The following is an 18,273-nucleotide window of genomic DNA, read 5'->3' as shown; positions in this document are numbered from 1 at the left end:
TTTCCGCCGGAAGGAATTGCGCCCGGGAGCAGCGGAGTCGAACCGTTTGGCGTAGACTCCGCCGGCCGTCCACGATACGGACACAAGAGGGGACGGTCCCGGATAACCGTTTGCCGGATGCGCGCAAAGCCGCGCTCCGGCAAACGCGCCGCCGCGGAGGTCCCAAGCAGAGTGGAACCGCGCCCGTAAGCGCCTCTGCGGCCTGTCGGCCGCAGGGGCGCTTTTTGTTCGGTGCTCACGTCCGCAGCCCGCCGTCCTTTTGCGCCTCCTGTTATCTGCATCCGCCGCTTCGCCGTTGCCTGCACGATTTCGAACGCTTTGGGGGTCTTTTTACATGTTTCGACGTATGCGGTCTGACATTCGCGCGGTTTTCGACAATGACCCGGCGGCGCGCTCGGTCTTTGAAGTAGTAGTAACGTACTCCGGCATTCACGCGATCTGGATGCACCGGATCGCCCACTGGCTCTACGGCAAGAAGTGGTTTTCGCTGGCGCGGGCGATTTCCCAGTTTTCGCGCTTTATGACCGGCATTGAAATCCATCCCGGCGCCAGGATCGGGGAACGCCTTTTCATTGACCACGGCATGGGGATCGTCATCGGGGAGACCTGCGAAATCGGCAACGACGTAGTTTTGTACCAAGGGGTCACGCTTGGAGGAACGGGGAAAGAAAAAGGCAAGCGGCATCCCACGATCGGCAACGGGGTGGTGGTCGGCTCGGGGGCAAAGGTGCTCGGTTCGTTTCGGGTAGGCGACTATTCGCGGATCGGCGCCAACGCCGTCGTGCTGAAGGAGGTTCCCGGCAACAGCACGGTGGTGGGCAACCCCGGGCGCATCGTCAAGCTGGACGGCGTCCGGGTCGGCCGGCTCAATCATGCGGATATGCCCGACCCCGTCATCGACATCTGCCAAAACCTGCAGCTGCAGATTGAGGAGCTGAAACGGGAGCTGGACGAGGAAAGACGGAAGAACGGAGGAAACGAGCACGATGACGATTAAAATATTCAATACGCCGACACGTCGCAAAGAGGCATTTCAACCGATCGAGCCGGGAAAAGTAACCATGTACGTCTGCGGGCCGACGGTGTACGACTATATTCACATCGGAAACTCCCGCCCGCTGATTTTCTTCGATGCGGTGCGCCGCTATCTGGAGTATCGCGGCTTCGACGTGAAATTCGTCGTCAATTTCACCGATGTGGACGACAAGCTGATCCGCAAGGCGGAGGAAACGGGCACGCCCGTCCCCGAGCTCGCGGACAAATTTATCCGTGCCTACGAGGAGGACGCGGCGGCGCTGAAAGCGCGGCCGGCGATCAATCCGCGCGTAACGGAAAACATGCCCGAGATCATCCGCTTTATCGCCGGCCTGGTCGACAAAGGCTCGGCGTACGAAAGCGGGGGGGATGTGTTTTTCCGTACGGCTACCTTCGAGAAATACGGCCAGATCTCGCGCAAAAATCTGGAGGAGCTGCAGTACGGCATCCGGGTCGGCGTGGACGAGCGTAAGGAAAGCCCGCAGGACTTCGTGCTGTGGAAAGGCGCGAAGCCGGGCGAGATCAGCTGGGAAAGCCCCTGGGGACCCGGGCGCCCGGGCTGGCACATCGAATGCTCGGCCCTCGCGGCCAAGTACCTTGGGGAAACGGTCGACATTCACGGCGGCGGGGAGGATCTGGAGTTCCCTCACCATGAATGCGAAGCGGCCCAATCCGAATCGCTGAGCGGCAAGCCGCTGGCGAACTACTGGATGCACAACGCCTTCCTGAACATCGACAACGAGAAGATGTCCAAATCGCTTGGCAACGGCCGTTCCGTGAGGGATATTTTGCGTGAGCACAAGCCGGAGGCGCTGCGCTTCGTTATTCTCTCGACGCATTACCGGAATCCGCTTAACTTCAGCAGCGAATCGCTGCGCCAGGCGGAGGCGGGCGTCGAGCGGCTGAACAACAGCTACGCCAACCTGCTGCATGTGCTGGAAGCGGCGGAGGGCGAAGCGGAAGAGACCACAGCGTCCGGCGAGGCTGCTGCAGCCGCCCAAAAAGCGGTTGCGGATTTCGAACGGAGCATGGACGAGGACTTCAACACGTCCGACGCGATTACGGCGATGTTCGACCTGGCGGCGGCAGCCAACCGCGAAATCAAGGAAGGCCGCGCCTCGTCGGGCACGCTCCGTGCGCTCAAGGAAGCGTTCGGGCAGCTCGACTCGGTGCTGGGCCTCCTTTATCCACTTGCGGATGAGCAAGGCGACGAAGAGATTGATCGTCTGATCGAAGAGCGCCAGGAAGCGCGGCGGACCAAAAATTGGGCGCGCGCCGATGAAATCCGCGATCTGCTTGCCGCCCAGGGCATCATCCTGGAGGATACGCCGCAGGGCATCCGCTGGCGCCGGAAGTAAGGGGATGGGCATGGAACCGAACCTTTTCGCTTTTTCCCCCGCCGTCGAGCCCCGGCTGATGAATCCGCTCGCCCTGGCTTACGCGGGAGATGCCGTGTATGACTTGTTCATCCGGCAATATGTCCTGTCGCAGCCGAACCAGCGGCCGCACCACCTGCACCGTGAAACGAGCCGCTACGTTTCCGCCAAAGCGCAGGCGCGGACGCTTGAGCGTTGGATGCCGCTGCTGACCGAGGAGGAGCAGGACATCGTGCGGCGCGGCCGCAACGCCAAGTCGGGCACCGTTCCGAAGAACACCGAGGTGGTCGTGTACCGGCACAGCACCGCTTTTGAATGCCTGATCGGCTATTTGTATTACACGAAGCAGCATGGCCGGCTGCATGAGCTTCTCCTGGCGGGCCTTGCTCCCGAACCCGGGGAGGAAGCCGGCGGAGAGCGCTGAACGCCTTTTTACGAGATGGAGGAACGAACATGGAAGAATATTTGGCAGGAAAGCACTCCGTACTGGAAGCTCTCCGCTCCGGCCGAGCGATCCACAAAATCTGGGTCGCCGAAGGGGCCCAGAAGCATCTGGTCCAGCCGATTCTCGCCGAAGCGAAGACGCTCGGCGTCATCGTGCAGACGGCGGACAAACGGAAGCTGGATCAAATGGCCGGCGGAGTGCAGCATCAGGGCGTCGTCGCCCAGGTGGCCGCCTATGAATATGCCGAGCTGGAGGACATCCTGAAGGCGGCCGAGGAAAGCGGGGAACCGCCTTTCCTTCTGCTGCTCGATGAAATCGAGGACCCGCACAACCTGGGCTCGATTCTGCGGACCGCCGAATGCACGGGCGTGCACGGGGTGATCATTCCCAAGCGGCGGTCCGTCGGCCTGACCGCCACGGTTTCGAAAACCTCGGCAGGCGCGGCGGAATATGTGCCGGTAGCCAAGGTGACCAACCTGGCGCAGACGATCGACCAGCTGAAGGAACGCGGCATCTGGGTGGCGGGCACGGCCGGCGAAGCCAAACAAGACATTTACCAAAGCGATTTCCGCCTTCCGCTCGCCCTGGTCATCGGGAACGAAGCGAAAGGCATCGGCCGGCTCATCAAGGAAAAATGCGATTTCCTCGTCAAGCTGCCGATGTTCGGAAGCATCAACTCGCTGAACGCTTCGGTGGCGGCTTCCGTTTTTATGTACGAGGTTGTGCGTCAGCGCCGGGCTTCCGTCTAGGAGCGCGGGATGAAAGACTATTTGATCGTCGACGGATACAACATCATCGGAGCCTGGCCCGAGCTGGCCCGGCTGCGGGATATCCGTCTGGAGGACGCGCGCGACCGGCTGATCGACATCCTGTCCGATTACCAGGGGTATTCGGGATTTGACGTCTATCTGGTGTTCGACGCCCACCAGGTCCCTGGACTCGGCGGCAAATACGAGCAGAGCAAGCTCCGGGTGCTGTACACGCGCGAAAAGGAAACGGCGGACGAGCTGATCGAGCGGCTGGTTACGGAGCTGGCGGGCCGGCGCAGGCAAGTCTACGTCGCCACGTCGGACATGACCGAGCAGCATGTCGTGTTCGGCAAAGGCGCGCTTCGCCTGCCCGCCCGGGAGCTGCTCGTCAAAGTGCGGGAAACCCGCAAGGAGGTCCGCAGCCGGATCGACGCTCCCAAGCCCGCCCGCAACACCTTCGATAGCAAAATGAGTCAGGATATGAGAGATCGTTTCGAAAAATGGCGACGCGGGGAAAGATAGCCGGAAATCCGCCTTTTTATCCTAAAGATTGCGCTTTCATAAGGTTGACGATAATCGGACCGATCATGTATACTTGACTCACATATTTGCTTTTTCCCATATGACCGTTGCATGCACTTGCTGCCTGACAAGCCAAGCCGGAGGGATTTTTGGTGGGTATTGACCTCAACAAAGCAAGAAAGCGGGACTGTGCCCTGATGGCCGATGAAGATAATGTTGAGGCCGTGCGCGAAGGAAACTCCGAGGCATTGGAACACTTGATCAACAAATACAAGAATTTCGTCAGGGCCAAAGCGCGCTCCTATTTTCTGATCGGCGCAGACCGGGAAGACATCGTTCAGGAAGGCATGATCGGGCTGTACAAATCGATCCGCGACTTCCGCGGGGACAAGCTGGCTTCGTTCAAGGCTTTCGCGGAGCTGTGCATCACGCGGCAGATCATCACCGCCATCAAGACGGCTACGCGGCAGAAGCACATTCCGCTCAACTCCTATGTTTCGCTGGACAAGCCGATTTACGACGAAGAGTCGGACCGGACGCTGCTGGACGTCATTTGCGGACCGAAGGTGACCGATCCGGAAGAGCTCATCATCAACCGGGAAGAATTCAGCGGCCTGGAAGACAAGATGGGGGAAATCCTCAGCGACCTGGAACGGAAAGTGCTCATGCTTTATCTGGACGGGCGTTCCTATCAGGAAATCGCGGTGGATCTGGACCGGCACGTGAAATCGATCGACAACGCCCTGCAGAGGGTGAAGCGCAAGCTGGAGCGTTACCTGGAAGTCCGGGATATGAACTAGCGTTTGTTTTGAATTTAATAGGAAGACCGCTCCGGCAGCTTCCGCCAGACCATGAAGACGCATCTGCTCCCGAGGGAACGGATGTTTTTTTTGTCCGAATCCGGTTTGACGCGGCCGAAAACGGTCGATACTGGGGAGCAGACGGAAGAAAACTTCCTTGACAGCACTGTCAGGCTGTGCTAAATTATTTTAGGTAACCCTATTTGTCGGAGTCTACTCAAGACAATCGGGGTTCTTTAATTCAGGTTGTCTCGGGAGGTGTGATCCATGCGGGTTATTATTACGTTGGCATGTACAAGCTGCAAGCAAAGAAACTATACGTCCAACAAGAACAAGCGTAACAACCCTGACCGCTTGGAGAAGAAGAAATATTGCAAATTCTGCAATTCTCATCAGCTTCATCGCGAGACCCGTTAAGGTTAAAACGGAGGTGCAGTTGTGGGATTCGTAGCCAGAATGAAGCAAGGATTCAGTTCAACGTTCTCCTTCTTCGCGGAGAGCTGGTCCGAACTGCGCAAGGTCAAGTGGCCGGGACGCAAGGAACTGACCAGCTACACGATCGTGGTTATCACGACGATCATTTTCGTGGGAATCTATTTCACTATCTTGGATCTGATCATTTCCGAGCTAGTGAGACTCGTCACTAAATAAAGTGACCAAGGAGACGATCATGGAGAAAAGATGGTATGTCGTCCATACCTACTCCGGGTATGAGAACAAGGTAAGGGCCAACTTGGAGAAGCGCGTCGAATCCATGAATATGCAGGACAAGATTTTCCGCGTCCTCGTCCCTATGGAAGAGGAACTGGTGAACAAGGACGGCAAGAAGAAAACCGTCATGCGTAAAGTTTACCCCGGTTATGTCCTCGTGGAAATGATTCAGACCGACGACTCCTGGTATGTCGTCCGCAACACCCCTGGCGTGACAGGATTTGTAGGCTCCACCGGTTCGGGATCGAAGCCGACTCCGCTTCTGCCCGAAGAGGTTGACGCCATTCTTCGTCACATGGGAATTGAGGAACCGAAGCCGCGCATCGACTTCGAACTGAAGGAGACGGTACGCGTCAAGGTAGGGCCTTTTGCCGACTTCGTTGGCTCCGTGGAAGAGATTCTCTTCGACAAGAGCAAGCTGAAGGTTCACGTCAACATGTTTGGCAGGGAAACCCCGCTTGAGCTGGATTTCACTCAAGTGGAAAAGTTATAGGGAAGCCGCCCCAAGGGCTGTTTTTCATAAGCGGTTTCTATGCGTCTGCCTCCCTGGCGGGCGTATTCGTTTGCGAGCCGGTCCGGCTCGCGGCATCCACGATAATCGCGCGCTTCCGCTTGCGGCAGCGAACGCTTATCCCGGTGGGAGGGCAAAGTCCCGTTCGACCACATTCCAGGCAAGGAGGTGTCCCGCATGGCTAAAAAGGTAATCAAAATGGTAAAACTGCAGGTTCCCGCAGGCAAAGCGAATCCCGCACCGCCGATCGGTCCCGCACTCGGTCAAGCAGGCGTAAACATCATGGCATTCTGCAAAGAGTTCAACGCCCGCACGGCAGACCAAGCCGGTTTGATCATTCCGGTTGAAATCTCCGTATTCGAAGACCGCTCCTTCACGTTCATCACCAAAACCCCGCCCGCAGCTGTTCTGCTCCGCGTAGCAGCCGGCATCGAGAAGGGTTCGGGCGAGCCGAACAAGAAGAAAGTCGCTACGCTCAAGCGCGATAAGGTTCGCGAAATCGCCGAGCAAAAAATGGAAGACCTGAACGCTGCGACCGTCGAGGCCGCAATGCGCATGGTCGAAGGTACCGCCCGCAGCATGGGCATCACGATCGCCGACTAATCGGTTCGTGACGTGCCGCAACCCGGTTTCATCCAAATGCAAGCTTCCCGAAACGGTTTCGTCCGGTTTTGGACCGGCGCTCGTTTTACGTTTGGATATCGGTCTTTTCAAGGCCGTATGTGGGAGGATATTCCGTTAGTACCACAAAGGAGGAACAAGACGTGCCGAAGCATGGTAAGAAGTATGCCGAAGCGGTCAAGACGGTTGACCAAGAAGCTCTTTACGAGCCGCAGGACGCCGTTGTCGCCGTGAAGAAGATGGCTGCCGCGAAATTCGACGAAACGGTCGAAGTCGCTGTCCGTCTGGGCGTTGACCCGAAGAAACAAGACCAGGCCGTCCGTGGAGTCGTTGTACTTCCGCACGGAACCGGTAAAACGAAACGCGTGCTCGTGTTCGCCAAAGGCGACAAAGCCAAGGAAGCCGAGCAAGCGGGAGCCGATTTTGTCGGCGACCAAGACATGATCAACAAAATTCAGCAAGGCTGGTTCGACTTCGATGTCTGCGTAGCTACGCCGGACATGATGAGCGAAGTCGGGAAACTCGGGCGTCTGCTCGGGGGCAAAGGCCTGATGCCGAACCCGAAAGCGGGCACCGTTACGTTTGACGTAGCGAAAGCCGTTCAGGAAATCAAAGCCGGTAAGATCGAATACCGTTTGGACAGAGCGGGACAAATTCATGCCCCGATCGGTAAAGTGTCCTTCGGAGAAGAACAACTGGCCGAAAACCTGCGCGCGCTGATCGACGCTCTCGTTCGCGCGAAGCCGGCAGCCGCCAAAGGGGTATACCTGAAGGGTGCCGCGGTTTCCTCCACGATGGGACCGAGCGTGAAGCTGAGCCTGCAATCGTTCAGATAAGCATTGACTGGATCCGTGTGATCTGGTAAGCTGTCGTAAGGTTTGAAAATGAATATGCTGCCGTAGACAGTAGGTGTCCGGGTTCCCGGACTTAATTTCCTCCCGAGGCGTTCGGATATAGTTGTGGATTCCGTCTGGAATTACGACTTCTGGGCCTTCGTGCGAGCGCGAAGGCCTTTTCTATGTTCGTCTGTCGCAAGGATGTTAAGGCAGTACAGTTACAGGAGGTGTATCAATGGCAAACGCAAAAGTTTTGGAACTCAAACAACAGCAAGCGGCTGAGGTTTCCGGCAAACTGAAGGAAAGCGTGACGACCGTCGTGGTCGACTACCGCGGTCTGAACGTAGCCCAAGTAACCGAGCTTCGGAAACAATTGCGCCAAGCGAACGTAGAGTTCCAAGTCTTGAAGAACTCTGTTGTCCGCCGCGCGACCGCCGATGCGGAGCTGACCGAGCTGGACCAATACCTGAGCGGCCCGACCGCGATCGCGTTCTGTAAGGAAGACGCGGTAGCGCCGGCCAAAATCCTGTCCGACTTCGCGAAGAAGAACGACAAGCTGAGCGTAAAAGGCGGGGTCGTTGAAGGCAGAGTTGTCGGCATCGACCAAATCAAAGCGCTGGCGGAGCTTCCTTCCCGCGAAGGTCTGCTTTCCATGCTGCTTTCCGTCCTGCAAGCGCCGATGCGCAATGTTGCGCTGGCTGTCAAAGCCGTCGCCGAGAAGCAAGAAGGCGGAGTGCAAGAAGCGTAAGTTTGACCGCATGATGATACCGGAGAACCCCTTCCGGGTTTCCGATGAACCGAAACGTTCAACCCAATACGATTATATGGAGGTTTACCATGAGCAAAGAGCAAATTCTCGAAGCCATCAAAGGCATGACCGTTCTCGAACTGAACGATCTGGTAAAAGCAATCGAAGAGGAATTCGGCGTAACCGCCGCTGCTCCGGTAGCAGTTGTTGGCGGAGGCGCAGCAGCTGCTGAAGCCGCTGAGCAAACCGAATTCGACGTAATCCTGACCAACGCCGGCGCGTCCAAAATCAACGTCATCAAAGTCGTTCGCGAAATCACGGGTCTCGGCCTGAAAGAAGCGAAAGATCTGGTTGACAACGCTCCGAAACCGATCAAAGAAAAGATTTCCAAAGAGGACGCAGAAGCCCTCAAAGCAAAACTTACCGAAGCTGGCGCTACGGTAGAAGTAAAGTAAGTTAAACCGGCCCCGTCAGGGGCTACTAAAGCGGACCGGATCGCGGCGCCAGCCGTTCGCGATACCCGCCCGCCTTTATCGTGGAGCCGACCTTGCTTGACAAGGGCGGCTCCATGTTTTATCACGGGAGGTATCGAGCATGGGCGAGCACTACTATACCAGCAAGCCGTCCGCCGGCCACGACCTGAGAACCTTTCGGGAAACGCTGCGCGGGCATGACTTTTCCTTCACGACCGACGCAGGGGTTTTTTCCAAGGGCGGCATCGATTTCGGCAGCAGGCTGCTGATAGAAACGATGGCCATTCCGGCCGGCGCCGAAGTGTTGGATGTCGGCTGCGGATACGGGCCGATCGGGTTGTCGGCCGCCCGGCTCGCCGCTCCCGGCAAGGTGACGATGGTGGACATCAATGAACGCGCAGTGGAGCTGGCCCGTCAGAACGCAGCGGCGAATTCGGTCGCCAACGTGGAGATCATGGTCAGCAATCTGTTTGAGGAGCTTGCGGGCCGCGAGTTCGACTGCATTTTGACCAACCCGCCCATACGGGCCGGGAAGGAAACGGTGCACCGGATTTTCACCGAGGCAAGAGAGCACTTGAAGGTGGGCGGCCGTCTGTGGGTCGTTATTCAAAAAAAACAAGGCGCTCCTTCCGCTTATGCAAAATTGGAGAAACTTTTTGGATCCGTTCAAGAGGCGGCGAAGAAAAAAGGCTTTTCAATCTATAGCTGTGTCCGGTGAAGTTTTCATTGACTGCCATATTGTTATGTGATATCATAATAAAATGTCAGTATAAAATGGGCTTCATGTCTTTAGTTGACTAAAATGTCAAGTTCTTTTTGATAGACCGTTTCGCTCTGGATGAAACCCATCACCGATTATTTTTCCGGCCCCGTGCATAAAGTTTCGGATGCTGGCGTATAATATTTGGTTTTTGGGCAATATCTACAGAATAGACGAATCGGTCGTTTTCTGCCGTACAGCTTAGGAAAGACTTTGACTACAGGCCTTGTGGGAAGCCGTCAAGGAGGCTTCGGTCGAAGCTTTTTCTTGTTTTATCGATATCCGAAAGGTTGTTCCCTCCGCGGGAATGGGCTTTCCGATGTCGTTGGTAAAACGCCGCCCGTGCGGGCGGGCACGGCCTGAAGGCGCGGGGAAACCGGCGCTTTGGAAGGCCGGGCATCCATGCTAGAAGTTTCATTGAGTAGACACAAGGGGTGAAGAAAAGTTGGCAGGTCATCTTGTACAATACGGACGACGCAAACGCAGAAGCTATGCGCGGATCAACGAAATCCTGGAAGTCCCCAACCTGATTGAAATCCAACAGAAATCGTATCAGTGGTTTCTGGATGAAGGCCTGCGGGAAATGTTCCAGGATATTTCCCCGATTCAGGACTTTACGGGCAATCTGGTATTGGAATTCATCGACTACAGCCTGGGCGAGCCCAAGTATACGGTCGACGATTCCAAAGAGCGCGACGTAACTTATGCCGCTCCGCTGCGGGTTAAAGTGCGCCTGATCAATAAGGAAACCGGCGAAGTCAAGGAGCAGGAAGTCTTCATGGGCGATTTCCCGCTGATGACGGAAACCGGCACTTTCATTATCAACGGCGCCGAGCGTGTCATCGTCAGTCAGCTTGTTCGTTCTCCCAGCGTCTACTTCAGCACCAAGATCGACAAGAATGCAAAAAAGACCTTCACGGCGACGGTAATTCCGAACCGCGGGGCCTGGCTTGAGCTTGAAACCGACGCGAAGGACATCATCTATGTCCGGATCGACCGCACGCGCAAAATTCCCGTGACGGTTCTTCTCCGCGCGCTCGGCTTCGGCACGGATGCGGAAATTCTGGATCTCCTCGGCGACGACGAGTTTATCCGGAACACGCTGGATAAAGACAATACCGATTCCACCGAAAAAGCGTTGATCGAAATTTACGAGCGCCTGCGGCCGGGCGAGCCTCCGACCCTGGAGAACGCCAGAAGCCTGCTGGTAGCCCGTTTCTTCGATCCGAAGCGCTATGACTTGGCCAATGTCGGCCGCTATAAAATCAACAAGAAGCTTCATATCAAAAACCGCCTGTTCAATCAGCGGCTGGCTGAAACGCTGGTTGATCCGGATACCGGCGAAATTATCGCCGAGGCCGGACAAATGCTTGACCGCCGCCTGCTCGATCAGGTTCTTCCGTACCTGGAGAAGAATGTGGGCTTCCGTTCGTATTCCGTTGCGGGCGGTGTGACCGAATCGGAGGAAATTCCGGTTCAGGTGATCAACGTCTATTCTCCGCAGGAAGACAACAAGCTTGTCAAAGTGATTGCGAACGGTACGATCGACAAATCCGTCAAGCATATTACGCCGGCGGATATCATCGCTTCGATCAACTACTTCATCGGCCTGCTGCACGGCATCGGCAGCACCGACGATATCGACCACCTGGGCAACCGCCGTCTGCGTTCCGTAGGCGAGCTGCTGCAAAACCAGTTCCGCATCGGGCTTTCCCGGATGGAACGGGTGGTTCGCGAGCGCATGTCGATCCAGGACGCCAATGTCATCACGCCGCAGGCGCTGATCAACATTCGTCCGGTCATCGCCTCCATCAAGGAGTTCTTCGGAAGCTCCCAGCTTTCGCAGTTCATGGACCAAACGAACCCGCTCGCCGAGCTTACGCACAAACGCCGTCTGTCGGCGCTTGGCCCAGGCGGCCTGACGCGGGAACGGGCAGGCATGGAAGTGCGCGACGTTCACCCGTCCCACTACGGCCGGATGTGTCCGATCGAGACGCCGGAAGGTCCGAACATCGGGTTGATCAACTCGCTGTCCACGTTCGCACGGATTAACGAGTATGGCTTCATCGAAGCGCCGTACCGGCGCGTCGACCCGAACACGGGCGTTGTCACGGAGCAAATCGATTACCTGACGGCCGACGAGGAAGACAACTACGTCGTCGCCCAGGCGAACGCGGTGCTGACCGAAGAAGGCAAGTTTGCCGAAGAAAACGTCATCGTCCGGTTCAAGGACGACATTCTGACGCTTCCGCGCGAGCGTGTCGACTACATGGACATTTCGCCGAAGCAGGTCGTTTCCGTCGCCACGGCGCTGATCCCGTTCCTTGAGAACGACGACTCCAACCGTGCGCTTATGGGATCGAACATGCAGCGGCAAGCCGTTCCGCTGCTTGTGCCCCGCTCTCCGCTGGTCGGCACCGGCATGGAGCATAAATCCGCCAAGGACTCCGGCGTTTGTATCGTCGCGAAGTACGACGGCGTTGTCGAGCGCACGAGCGCGAACGAAATCTGGGTGCGCCGCCAGGAAACCATTGACGGCAAGCTTGTCAACGGCAACCTGGACAAATACAAGCTGCACAAATTCGAGCGGTCCAACCAAGGGACGTGCATCAACCAGCGTCCGCTTGTGTTCCGCGGCGAGATCGTCAAAGCCGGCGACATTCTGGCCGACGGTCCTTCGACGGAGCAGGGCGAGCTCGCGCTCGGCCGCAACGTGGTCGTCGCGTTCATGACCTGGGAAGGGTACAACTACGAGGATGCCATCCTCCTCAGCGAGCGTCTTGTCAAAGAGGACGTGTACACCTCGATTCATATTGAAGAATACGAGTCCGAAGCCCGCGACACGAAGCTCGGACCGGAAGAAATCACCCGCGATATCCCGAACGTCGGCGAAGAAGCGCTGAAGAACCTTGACGAGCGCGGCATCATTCGCGTCGGCGCCGAGATTGCGGCCGGCGACATCCTGGTCGGCAAGGTAACGCCCAAAGGCGTGACCGAGCTGACGGCGGAAGAACGCCTGCTGCACGCCATCTTCGGTGAAAAAGCGCGCGAAGTGCGCGATACCTCGCTGCATGTTCCGCACGGTACGGACGGCATCGTAGTCGACGTGAAGGTATTTACCCGCGAGAACGGAGACGAGCTTCCGCCCGGCGTGAACCAGCTGGTGCGCGTCTACATTGCCCAGAAGCGGAAAATCTCCGAAGGCGACAAGATGGCCGGACGCCACGGCAACAAAGGGGTTGTGGCCCGCATTCTGCCGGAAGAGGATATGCCTTTCCTGCCGGACGGAACGCCGGTGCAGGTTGTTTTGAACCCGCTGGGCGTACCTTCCCGGATGAACATCGGGCAAGTGCTGGAGGTTCACCTCGGCATGGCCGCCCTTCAGCTCGGCATTCACGTGGCGACGCCGGTATTCGACGGCGCGCACGAGAACGACGTGTTCGACACGATGGTGGAAGCCGGCATGCAGCGCAACGGCAAAACGCGTTTGTACGACGGCCGCACAGGCGAAGAGTTTGAGCGCGAAGTCACCGTCGGCGTCATGTATATGATCAAGCTGGCGCACATGGTCGACGACAAAATCCACGCCCGTTCCACCGGGCCGTACTCCCTCGTTACGCAGCAGCCGCTGGGCGGCAAAGCGCAATTCGGCGGGCAGCGGTTCGGGGAGATGGAAGTTTGGGCCCTGGAAGCCTATGGCGCCGCCTATACGCTCCAGGAAATTCTCACCGTCAAGTCCGACGACGTGGTCGGCCGGGTCAAGACGTACGAATCGATCGTCAAAGGCGAAAACGTGCCGGAGCCGGGCGTTCCGGAATCCTTCAAGGTTCTGATCAAGGAGCTGCAAAGCTTGGGCATGGACGTGAAGATCCTTTCGGGCGACGAGCAGGAAATTGAAATGAAAGAGCTGGACGACGAGGACGATGTCAGCGGCGACAAGCTGAATCTGAATCTCGAAGGCGCGGAGTACGGAGTCGAGTGATCGGCAGAAGCAGTACAATCTTGAGGAGGGTTGCTCCTTGATCGACGTAAACAACTTCGAATACATGAAAATCGGGCTGGCTTCCCCGGAAAAAATCCGTTCGTGGTCCCGGGGGGAAGTCAAAAAACCGGAGACGATCAACTACCGGACGCTCAAACCGGAAAAAGAAGGCCTTTTCTGCGAAAAGATCTTCGGACCGACGAAGGACTGGGAATGTCACTGCGGCAAGTACAAACGCGTTCGCTACAAAGGCGTCGTGTGCGACCGCTGCGGAGTCGAAGTCACCCGGCAAAAAGTGCGCCGCGAGCGCATGGGCCACATCGAGCTGGCCGCTCCCGTCTCCCACATCTGGTACTTCAAAGGGATTCCGAGCCGCATGGGCCTTGCTTTGGACATGTCTCCCCGTTCCCTGGAAGAAGTCATTTACTTTGCATCCTATGTGGTGACCGACCCGGGAGATACGCCGCTGGAGAAGAAGCAGCTCCTGTCCGAGAAGGAATACCGCAGCTATCGCGAGAAGTACGGGTACGCCTTCCAGGCGGGCATGGGCGCCGAAGCGGTCAAAAAGCTGCTGCAGGACATCGACCTTGAACGCGAGCTTGAAACGCTCAAGGAAGAGCTGCGCACCGCCCAAGGGCAGCGCCGCAACCGGGCGATCAAGCGTCTGGAAGTCATTGAGGCATTCCGCAACTCGAAAAACCGTCCCGACTGGATGGTTCTCGACGTGCTGCCGGTCATCCCGCCGGAACTGCGCCCGATGGTGCAGCTCGACGGCGGCCGGTTTGCGACCTCCGACTTGAACGACCTGTACCGCCGCGTCATCAACCGGAATAACCGGCTGAAACGGCTGCTGGACCTCGGCGCACCCGATATCATCGTGCAGAACGAGAAACGGATGCTTCAGGAAGCCGTCGACGCGCTGATCGATAACGGCCGCCGCGGCCGTCCGGTTACGGGCCCCGGCAACCGTCCGCTCAAATCGCTGTCCCACATGCTGAAGGGGAAACAAGGCCGTTTCCGGCAAAACCTGCTCGGCAAACGGGTTGACTATTCCGGCCGTTCCGTAATCGTTGTCGGCCCGAACCTGAAGATGTACCAATGCGGCCTTCCGAAAGAAATGGCCCTGGAGCTCTTCAAGCCGTTCGTGATGAAGGAACTGGTCAACAAAGGCTTGGCCCACAACATCAAGAGCGCCAAGCGCAAAGTCGAGCGCAGCAGCGGCGAGGTTTGGGACGTTCTGGAGGAAGTCATCAAGGAGCACCCGGTTCTGCTGAACCGTGCCCCCACGCTTCACCGGCTGGGTATCCAGGCATTCGAGCCGATTCTGGTTGAGGGCAAAGCCATCAAGCTTCACCCGCTTGTCTGTACGGCGTACAACGCCGACTTTGACGGCGACCAAATGGCCGTGCACGTTCCGCTTTCGGCGGAAGCGCAAGCCGAAGCCCGGCTGCTGATGCTGGCATCCGGCAACATTTTGAACCCGAAGGACGGCAAACCGGTCGTTACCCCTTCGCAGGACATGGTCCTCGGCAGCTTCTACCTGACGATGTCCGATGTGAACGCAAAGGGAACCGGCGCGGTGCTGAGCTCGATTCACGAAGCGATTTCCCTGTACCAGCGGGGAATTGCCTCGCTGCACGCGATCGTCGCCATTCCGGCGAAGCTGCTGCACAAGACGAGCTTTACACCCGAGCAGCAAAACGCGATGATCATCACGACCATCGGGAAGATCATCTTCAACGAAATTTTCCCCGACGATTTCCCGTATATCAACGAGGCGACCAAAACCAACTTGTTGAACGGAACGCCGGACAAATACTTTATCTTTGAAAAAGGCATGGACGTGCGCGAGCGCATCCAGAGCTGCCCGGACGCGAAAGGCGTCGGCAAAGAATACCTCGGTTCGATTATCGCCGAGTGCTTCCGCAAGTACAAAACAACGGAAACCTCGATCATTCTCGACCGGATCAAAGCCACCGGCTTTACGTATTCGACCAAGGCGGGGATTTCCATCGCCGTCGACGACGTTATCGTTCCGCAGGAAAAAGCGAGCCTGATCAAGGAATCCAATGACAAGGTTAACCTGGTCATGAACCAGTACCGCCGCGGTCTGATCACGGACGAAGAACGGTACACCCGCGTCATTTCCATCTGGAGCCGCGTCAAGGACGAACTGACGGACATCCTGATGAAATCGCTGGATAAGTTCAACTCCATCAACATGATGGTCGAATCGAAAGCACGGGGTAACAAATCGCAGATCACCCAGCTCGGCGGCATGCGCGGCCTGATGGCGACGCCGACCGGCCGGATTTACGAACTGCCGATCATCTCGAACTTCCGCGAAGGCCTGACGGTCCTGGAGTACTTTATCTCCACCCACGGCGCGCGGAAAGGTCTGGCCGATACCGCGCTGCGGACGGCTGACTCCGGTTACCTGACCCGCCGTCTGGTCGACGTGGCGCAGGACGTTATCGTCCGCGAAGAAGACTGCGGTACGGACAAAGGGTTTATCGTCAGCAAGATCCAAGACGGCAAAGAAGTTATCGAGGATCTGTATGACCGCATCGAAGGCCGGTATGCGTTTGAAACGGTGAAGCATCCGGAAACCGGCGAAGTCATCGTCGGCCGCAACGAGCTGATCGAAGCCAACATCGCCGACGAGATCGTGAAGGCGGGCATCGAGAAGCTGCAAATCCGTTCGGTGCTGAGCTGCCGCGCCCGTCACGGCGTCTGCAAGAAGTGCTACGGCCGCAACCTCGCCACCGGCGAGCACGTGGAGATCGGGGAAGCGGTCGGCATCATCGCCGCCCAATCGATCGGCGAACCGGGTACCCAGCTGACGATGCGTACGTTCCACACCGGCGGCGTTGCCGGCGACGACATCACGCAAGGTCTGCCGCGGATTCAGGAGCTCTTTGAAGCCCGGAATCCGAAGGGCCAGGCGATCATCAGCGAATTGGACGGCGTCGTGAAGGAAATCCGCGAAGCGAAGGACCGCCGCGAGATCGAGGTGCAAGGCGAAGCGGAGTCCCGCGTGTACTCCGTCACCTACGGATCGCGCATCCGCGTAACCAAAGGCCAGCAAATCGAAGCCGGCGACGAACTGACGGAAGGCTCGATCGACCCGAAAGACATGCTTCGCATCAAAGGCATCCGCGGCGTGCAGAACTATATTCTTCAGGAAGTTCAGCGCGTTTACCGGAACCAGGGCGTAGAAATCAACGACAAGCACGTTGAGGTCATGATCCGCCAGATGCTGCGCAAAATCCGCGTAATCGACGCGGGTCACACGTCCCTGCTGCCGGGTTCGTTCGTGGACATCCACGAATACGAAACCGCCAACCTGGAGGCTCTCCTGAACGGCGACGAGCCTGCAGTGGCGCGTCCGGTCCTGCTCGGGATCACGAAGGCGTCCCTCGAAACGGATTCGTTCCTTTCGGCGGCCTCCTTCCAGGAAACCACGCGGGTGCTCACCGATGCCGCCATCAAGGGCAAAGTGGATCAACTGCTCGGCCTGAAGGAGAACGTCATCATCGGCAAGCTGATTCCGGCCGGTACCGGGATGTCGCGCTACCGGAATATCCGGATGAGCGATTCCAACGGGGTGCTGGGAGAAGACGAGCCGACTGAAGGCTCTGCGGAAGCAGTCGAATCCTCCGAAACCGAAACGGTAGAGGTGCAATAAGCTTTTCAAGCAACCCAAACACGCATTCGTTCAAGAAAAGTTCGATTTCGCAGTTCGGAAAGAGAACTTTTCTTGACATGCGATTTTGGAAGTGCTACTATATCAAAGTGTGCCAAAATCGAATATTTCCCTGTCCTTTGGAGGATGTAGTTGATATGTCTTATGATAAAGTGAAACAGGCCGGAAAGTTGAGTATTGGCACAAAACAGGCGGCTCGAATGGTGGAGCTGGGGAAAGCGGACGAGGTGTTTATCGCCAAGGATGCGGATCCGAGAATCACCGGAAAAGTCGCGAACCTCTGCAAGAAGTGCGGAGTAAAAGTCACTTACGTAGATTCCATGAAGCAGCTTGGCAAAGCTTGCGGAATTGAAGTGGGGGCCGCTGTAGCGGCGGTCGTAAATGAATAAGGAATCCATCCGTTTTTGTAACCGGGAGGCCGGGGGCAAAAACGTTTCCTTTGTCCATCTATGACTCACCTGGATCTGTGGGCTTGCTGTCAGAGGTTGCCGAAGCCATTCGGATACGAACGGACTTCATCTCAATCAATACCTGGAAGGGGGTGCCGAAATGCCGACAATTAACCAACTGGTGCGCAAAGGCCGCAAAGCCAAGATCGAGAAATCGAAATCTCCGGCTCTGCAAAAAGGCTTCAACGCGCTGAAAAGGGAAGAAACCGACTTGAGCGCGCCGCAAAAACGCGGTGTCTGCACTCGTGTCGGTACCATGACGCCGAAGAAACCGAACTCCGCTCTGCGGAAATATGCGCGGGTACGCTTGTCCAACAAGATTGAAGTAACCGCATATATCCCGGGGATCGGTCACAACCTGCAAGAGCACAGCGTTGTATTGGTTCGCGGAGGCCGGGTAAAAGACTTGCCTGGTGTTCGTTACCACATCATCCGCGGTGCGCTGGATACCGCAGGCGTGAACAACCGGAAACAAGCCCGCTCGAAGTACGGAGCGAAACGTCCGAAAGCCGCCAAGAAGTAAGGCGGAACCGGTCATACGGAATCATT

The 18,273-nt window shown here is 57.2% G+C and carries 18 protein-coding genes and 1 other annotated feature; all 18 genes read left to right on the top strand.

All coding sequences use genetic code 11. The annotated features are described in order from the left end of the window. Positions 1-334: 334 nt before the first annotated feature. The 18 genes from cysE (at position 335) to rpsL (ending at position 18,247) form a co-directional block, all read left to right on the top strand. A complete protein-coding gene (gene cysE, locus AC6I6H_RS15105) occupies positions 335-997 on the top strand; it encodes a serine O-acetyltransferase (protein ID WP_497954733.1) in 663 nt (220 codons plus the stop codon). Continuing rightward, complete coding sequence (cysS, locus tag AC6I6H_RS15100; protein ID WP_497954732.1) at positions 987-2,393, top strand: cysteine--tRNA ligase; 1,407 nt, start codon at positions 987-989, stop codon at positions 2,391-2,393. Before cysE ends, cysS begins: the two co-directional genes overlap by 11 nt. 10 nt (positions 2,394-2,403) lie before the next feature. Further along, the gene (locus AC6I6H_RS15095) at positions 2,404-2,835 is read left to right on the top strand and encodes a Mini-ribonuclease 3 (protein WP_497954731.1); all 432 of its coding nucleotides are present in this window, start codon (positions 2,404-2,406) and stop codon (positions 2,833-2,835) included. Between the two features lie 29 nt (positions 2,836-2,864). Beyond that, complete coding sequence (gene rlmB / locus AC6I6H_RS15090; protein WP_497954730.1) at positions 2,865-3,605, top strand: 23S rRNA (guanosine(2251)-2'-O)-methyltransferase RlmB; 741 nt, start codon at positions 2,865-2,867, stop codon at positions 3,603-3,605. 9 nt (positions 3,606-3,614) lie between these two features. Then, positions 3,615-4,127 carry an NYN domain-containing protein gene (locus tag AC6I6H_RS15085; RefSeq protein WP_497954729.1) on the top strand — a complete coding sequence of 171 codons (513 nt, stop codon included), beginning with the start codon at positions 3,615-3,617 and terminating at the stop codon, positions 4,125-4,127. Positions 4,128-4,279: 152 nt separating this feature from the next. Continuing rightward, complete coding sequence (gene sigH, locus AC6I6H_RS15080) at positions 4,280-4,927, top strand: RNA polymerase sporulation sigma factor SigH (protein ID WP_497954728.1); 648 nt, start codon at positions 4,280-4,282, stop codon at positions 4,925-4,927. A 267-nt stretch (positions 4,928-5,194) separates the two neighbouring features. After that, positions 5,195-5,344 (top strand): 50S ribosomal protein L33, encoded by a 150-nt coding sequence (rpmG, locus tag AC6I6H_RS15075; protein WP_040953140.1) that lies wholly within the window; start codon positions 5,195-5,197, stop codon positions 5,342-5,344. Between the two features lie 21 nt (positions 5,345-5,365). Then, positions 5,366-5,578, top strand: coding sequence for a preprotein translocase subunit SecE (gene secE, locus AC6I6H_RS15070; RefSeq protein ID WP_497954727.1), 213 nt, complete (start codon positions 5,366-5,368; stop codon positions 5,576-5,578). Between the two features lie 19 nt (positions 5,579-5,597). Next, positions 5,598-6,131, top strand: a complete 534-nt coding sequence (gene nusG, locus AC6I6H_RS15065; RefSeq protein WP_497954725.1) for a transcription termination/antitermination protein NusG — start codon at positions 5,598-5,600, stop codon at positions 6,129-6,131. 195 nt (positions 6,132-6,326) lie between these two features. Next, the gene (gene rplK / locus AC6I6H_RS15060) at positions 6,327-6,752 is read left to right on the top strand and encodes a 50S ribosomal protein L11 (protein ID WP_497954722.1); all 426 of its coding nucleotides are present in this window, start codon (positions 6,327-6,329) and stop codon (positions 6,750-6,752) included. A 161-nt stretch (positions 6,753-6,913) separates the two neighbouring features. Then, on the top strand, positions 6,914-7,606 hold the full coding sequence (gene rplA / locus AC6I6H_RS15055; protein ID WP_497954721.1) for a 50S ribosomal protein L1: 693 nt from the start codon (positions 6,914-6,916) through the stop codon (positions 7,604-7,606). 42 nt (positions 7,607-7,648) lie between these two features. Then, positions 7,649-7,797, top strand: a sequence feature (ribosomal protein L10 leader region). Between the two features lie 44 nt (positions 7,798-7,841). Further along, a complete protein-coding gene (gene rplJ / locus AC6I6H_RS15050) occupies positions 7,842-8,354 on the top strand; it encodes a 50S ribosomal protein L10 (RefSeq protein WP_497954719.1) in 513 nt (170 codons plus the stop codon). Between the two features lie 89 nt (positions 8,355-8,443). Further along, positions 8,444-8,809, top strand: coding sequence for a 50S ribosomal protein L7/L12 (gene rplL / locus AC6I6H_RS15045; RefSeq protein WP_497954717.1), 366 nt, complete (start codon positions 8,444-8,446; stop codon positions 8,807-8,809). Positions 8,810-8,948: 139 nt separating this feature from the next. Further along, entirely contained in the window at positions 8,949-9,545 is a 597-nt protein-coding gene (locus AC6I6H_RS15040) for a class I SAM-dependent methyltransferase (RefSeq protein WP_497954716.1), read from the top strand. 487 nt (positions 9,546-10,032) lie between these two features. Continuing rightward, on the top strand, positions 10,033-13,569 hold the full coding sequence (gene rpoB, locus AC6I6H_RS15035; protein ID WP_497954714.1) for a DNA-directed RNA polymerase subunit beta: 3,537 nt from the start codon (positions 10,033-10,035) through the stop codon (positions 13,567-13,569). Between the two features lie 64 nt (positions 13,570-13,633). Then, a complete protein-coding gene (rpoC, locus tag AC6I6H_RS15030) occupies positions 13,634-17,257 on the top strand; it encodes a DNA-directed RNA polymerase subunit beta' (protein WP_497954756.1) in 3,624 nt (1,207 codons plus the stop codon). Between the two features lie 155 nt (positions 17,258-17,412). Then, positions 17,413-17,664 carry a ribosomal L7Ae/L30e/S12e/Gadd45 family protein gene (locus tag AC6I6H_RS15025; protein WP_497954713.1) on the top strand — a complete coding sequence of 84 codons (252 nt, stop codon included), beginning with the start codon at positions 17,413-17,415 and terminating at the stop codon, positions 17,662-17,664. A gap of 160 nt (positions 17,665-17,824) precedes the next feature. Then, complete coding sequence (gene rpsL, locus AC6I6H_RS15020) at positions 17,825-18,247, top strand: 30S ribosomal protein S12 (protein WP_497954712.1); 423 nt, start codon at positions 17,825-17,827, stop codon at positions 18,245-18,247. The last annotated feature ends 26 nt before the right edge of the window (positions 18,248-18,273 follow it).

Source organism: Gorillibacterium sp. sgz306347, from assembly GCF_059735245.1.
The sequence above is the reverse complement of the archived record's forward strand: the minus strand, read 5'-3'. Positions and strand labels throughout refer to the sequence as shown.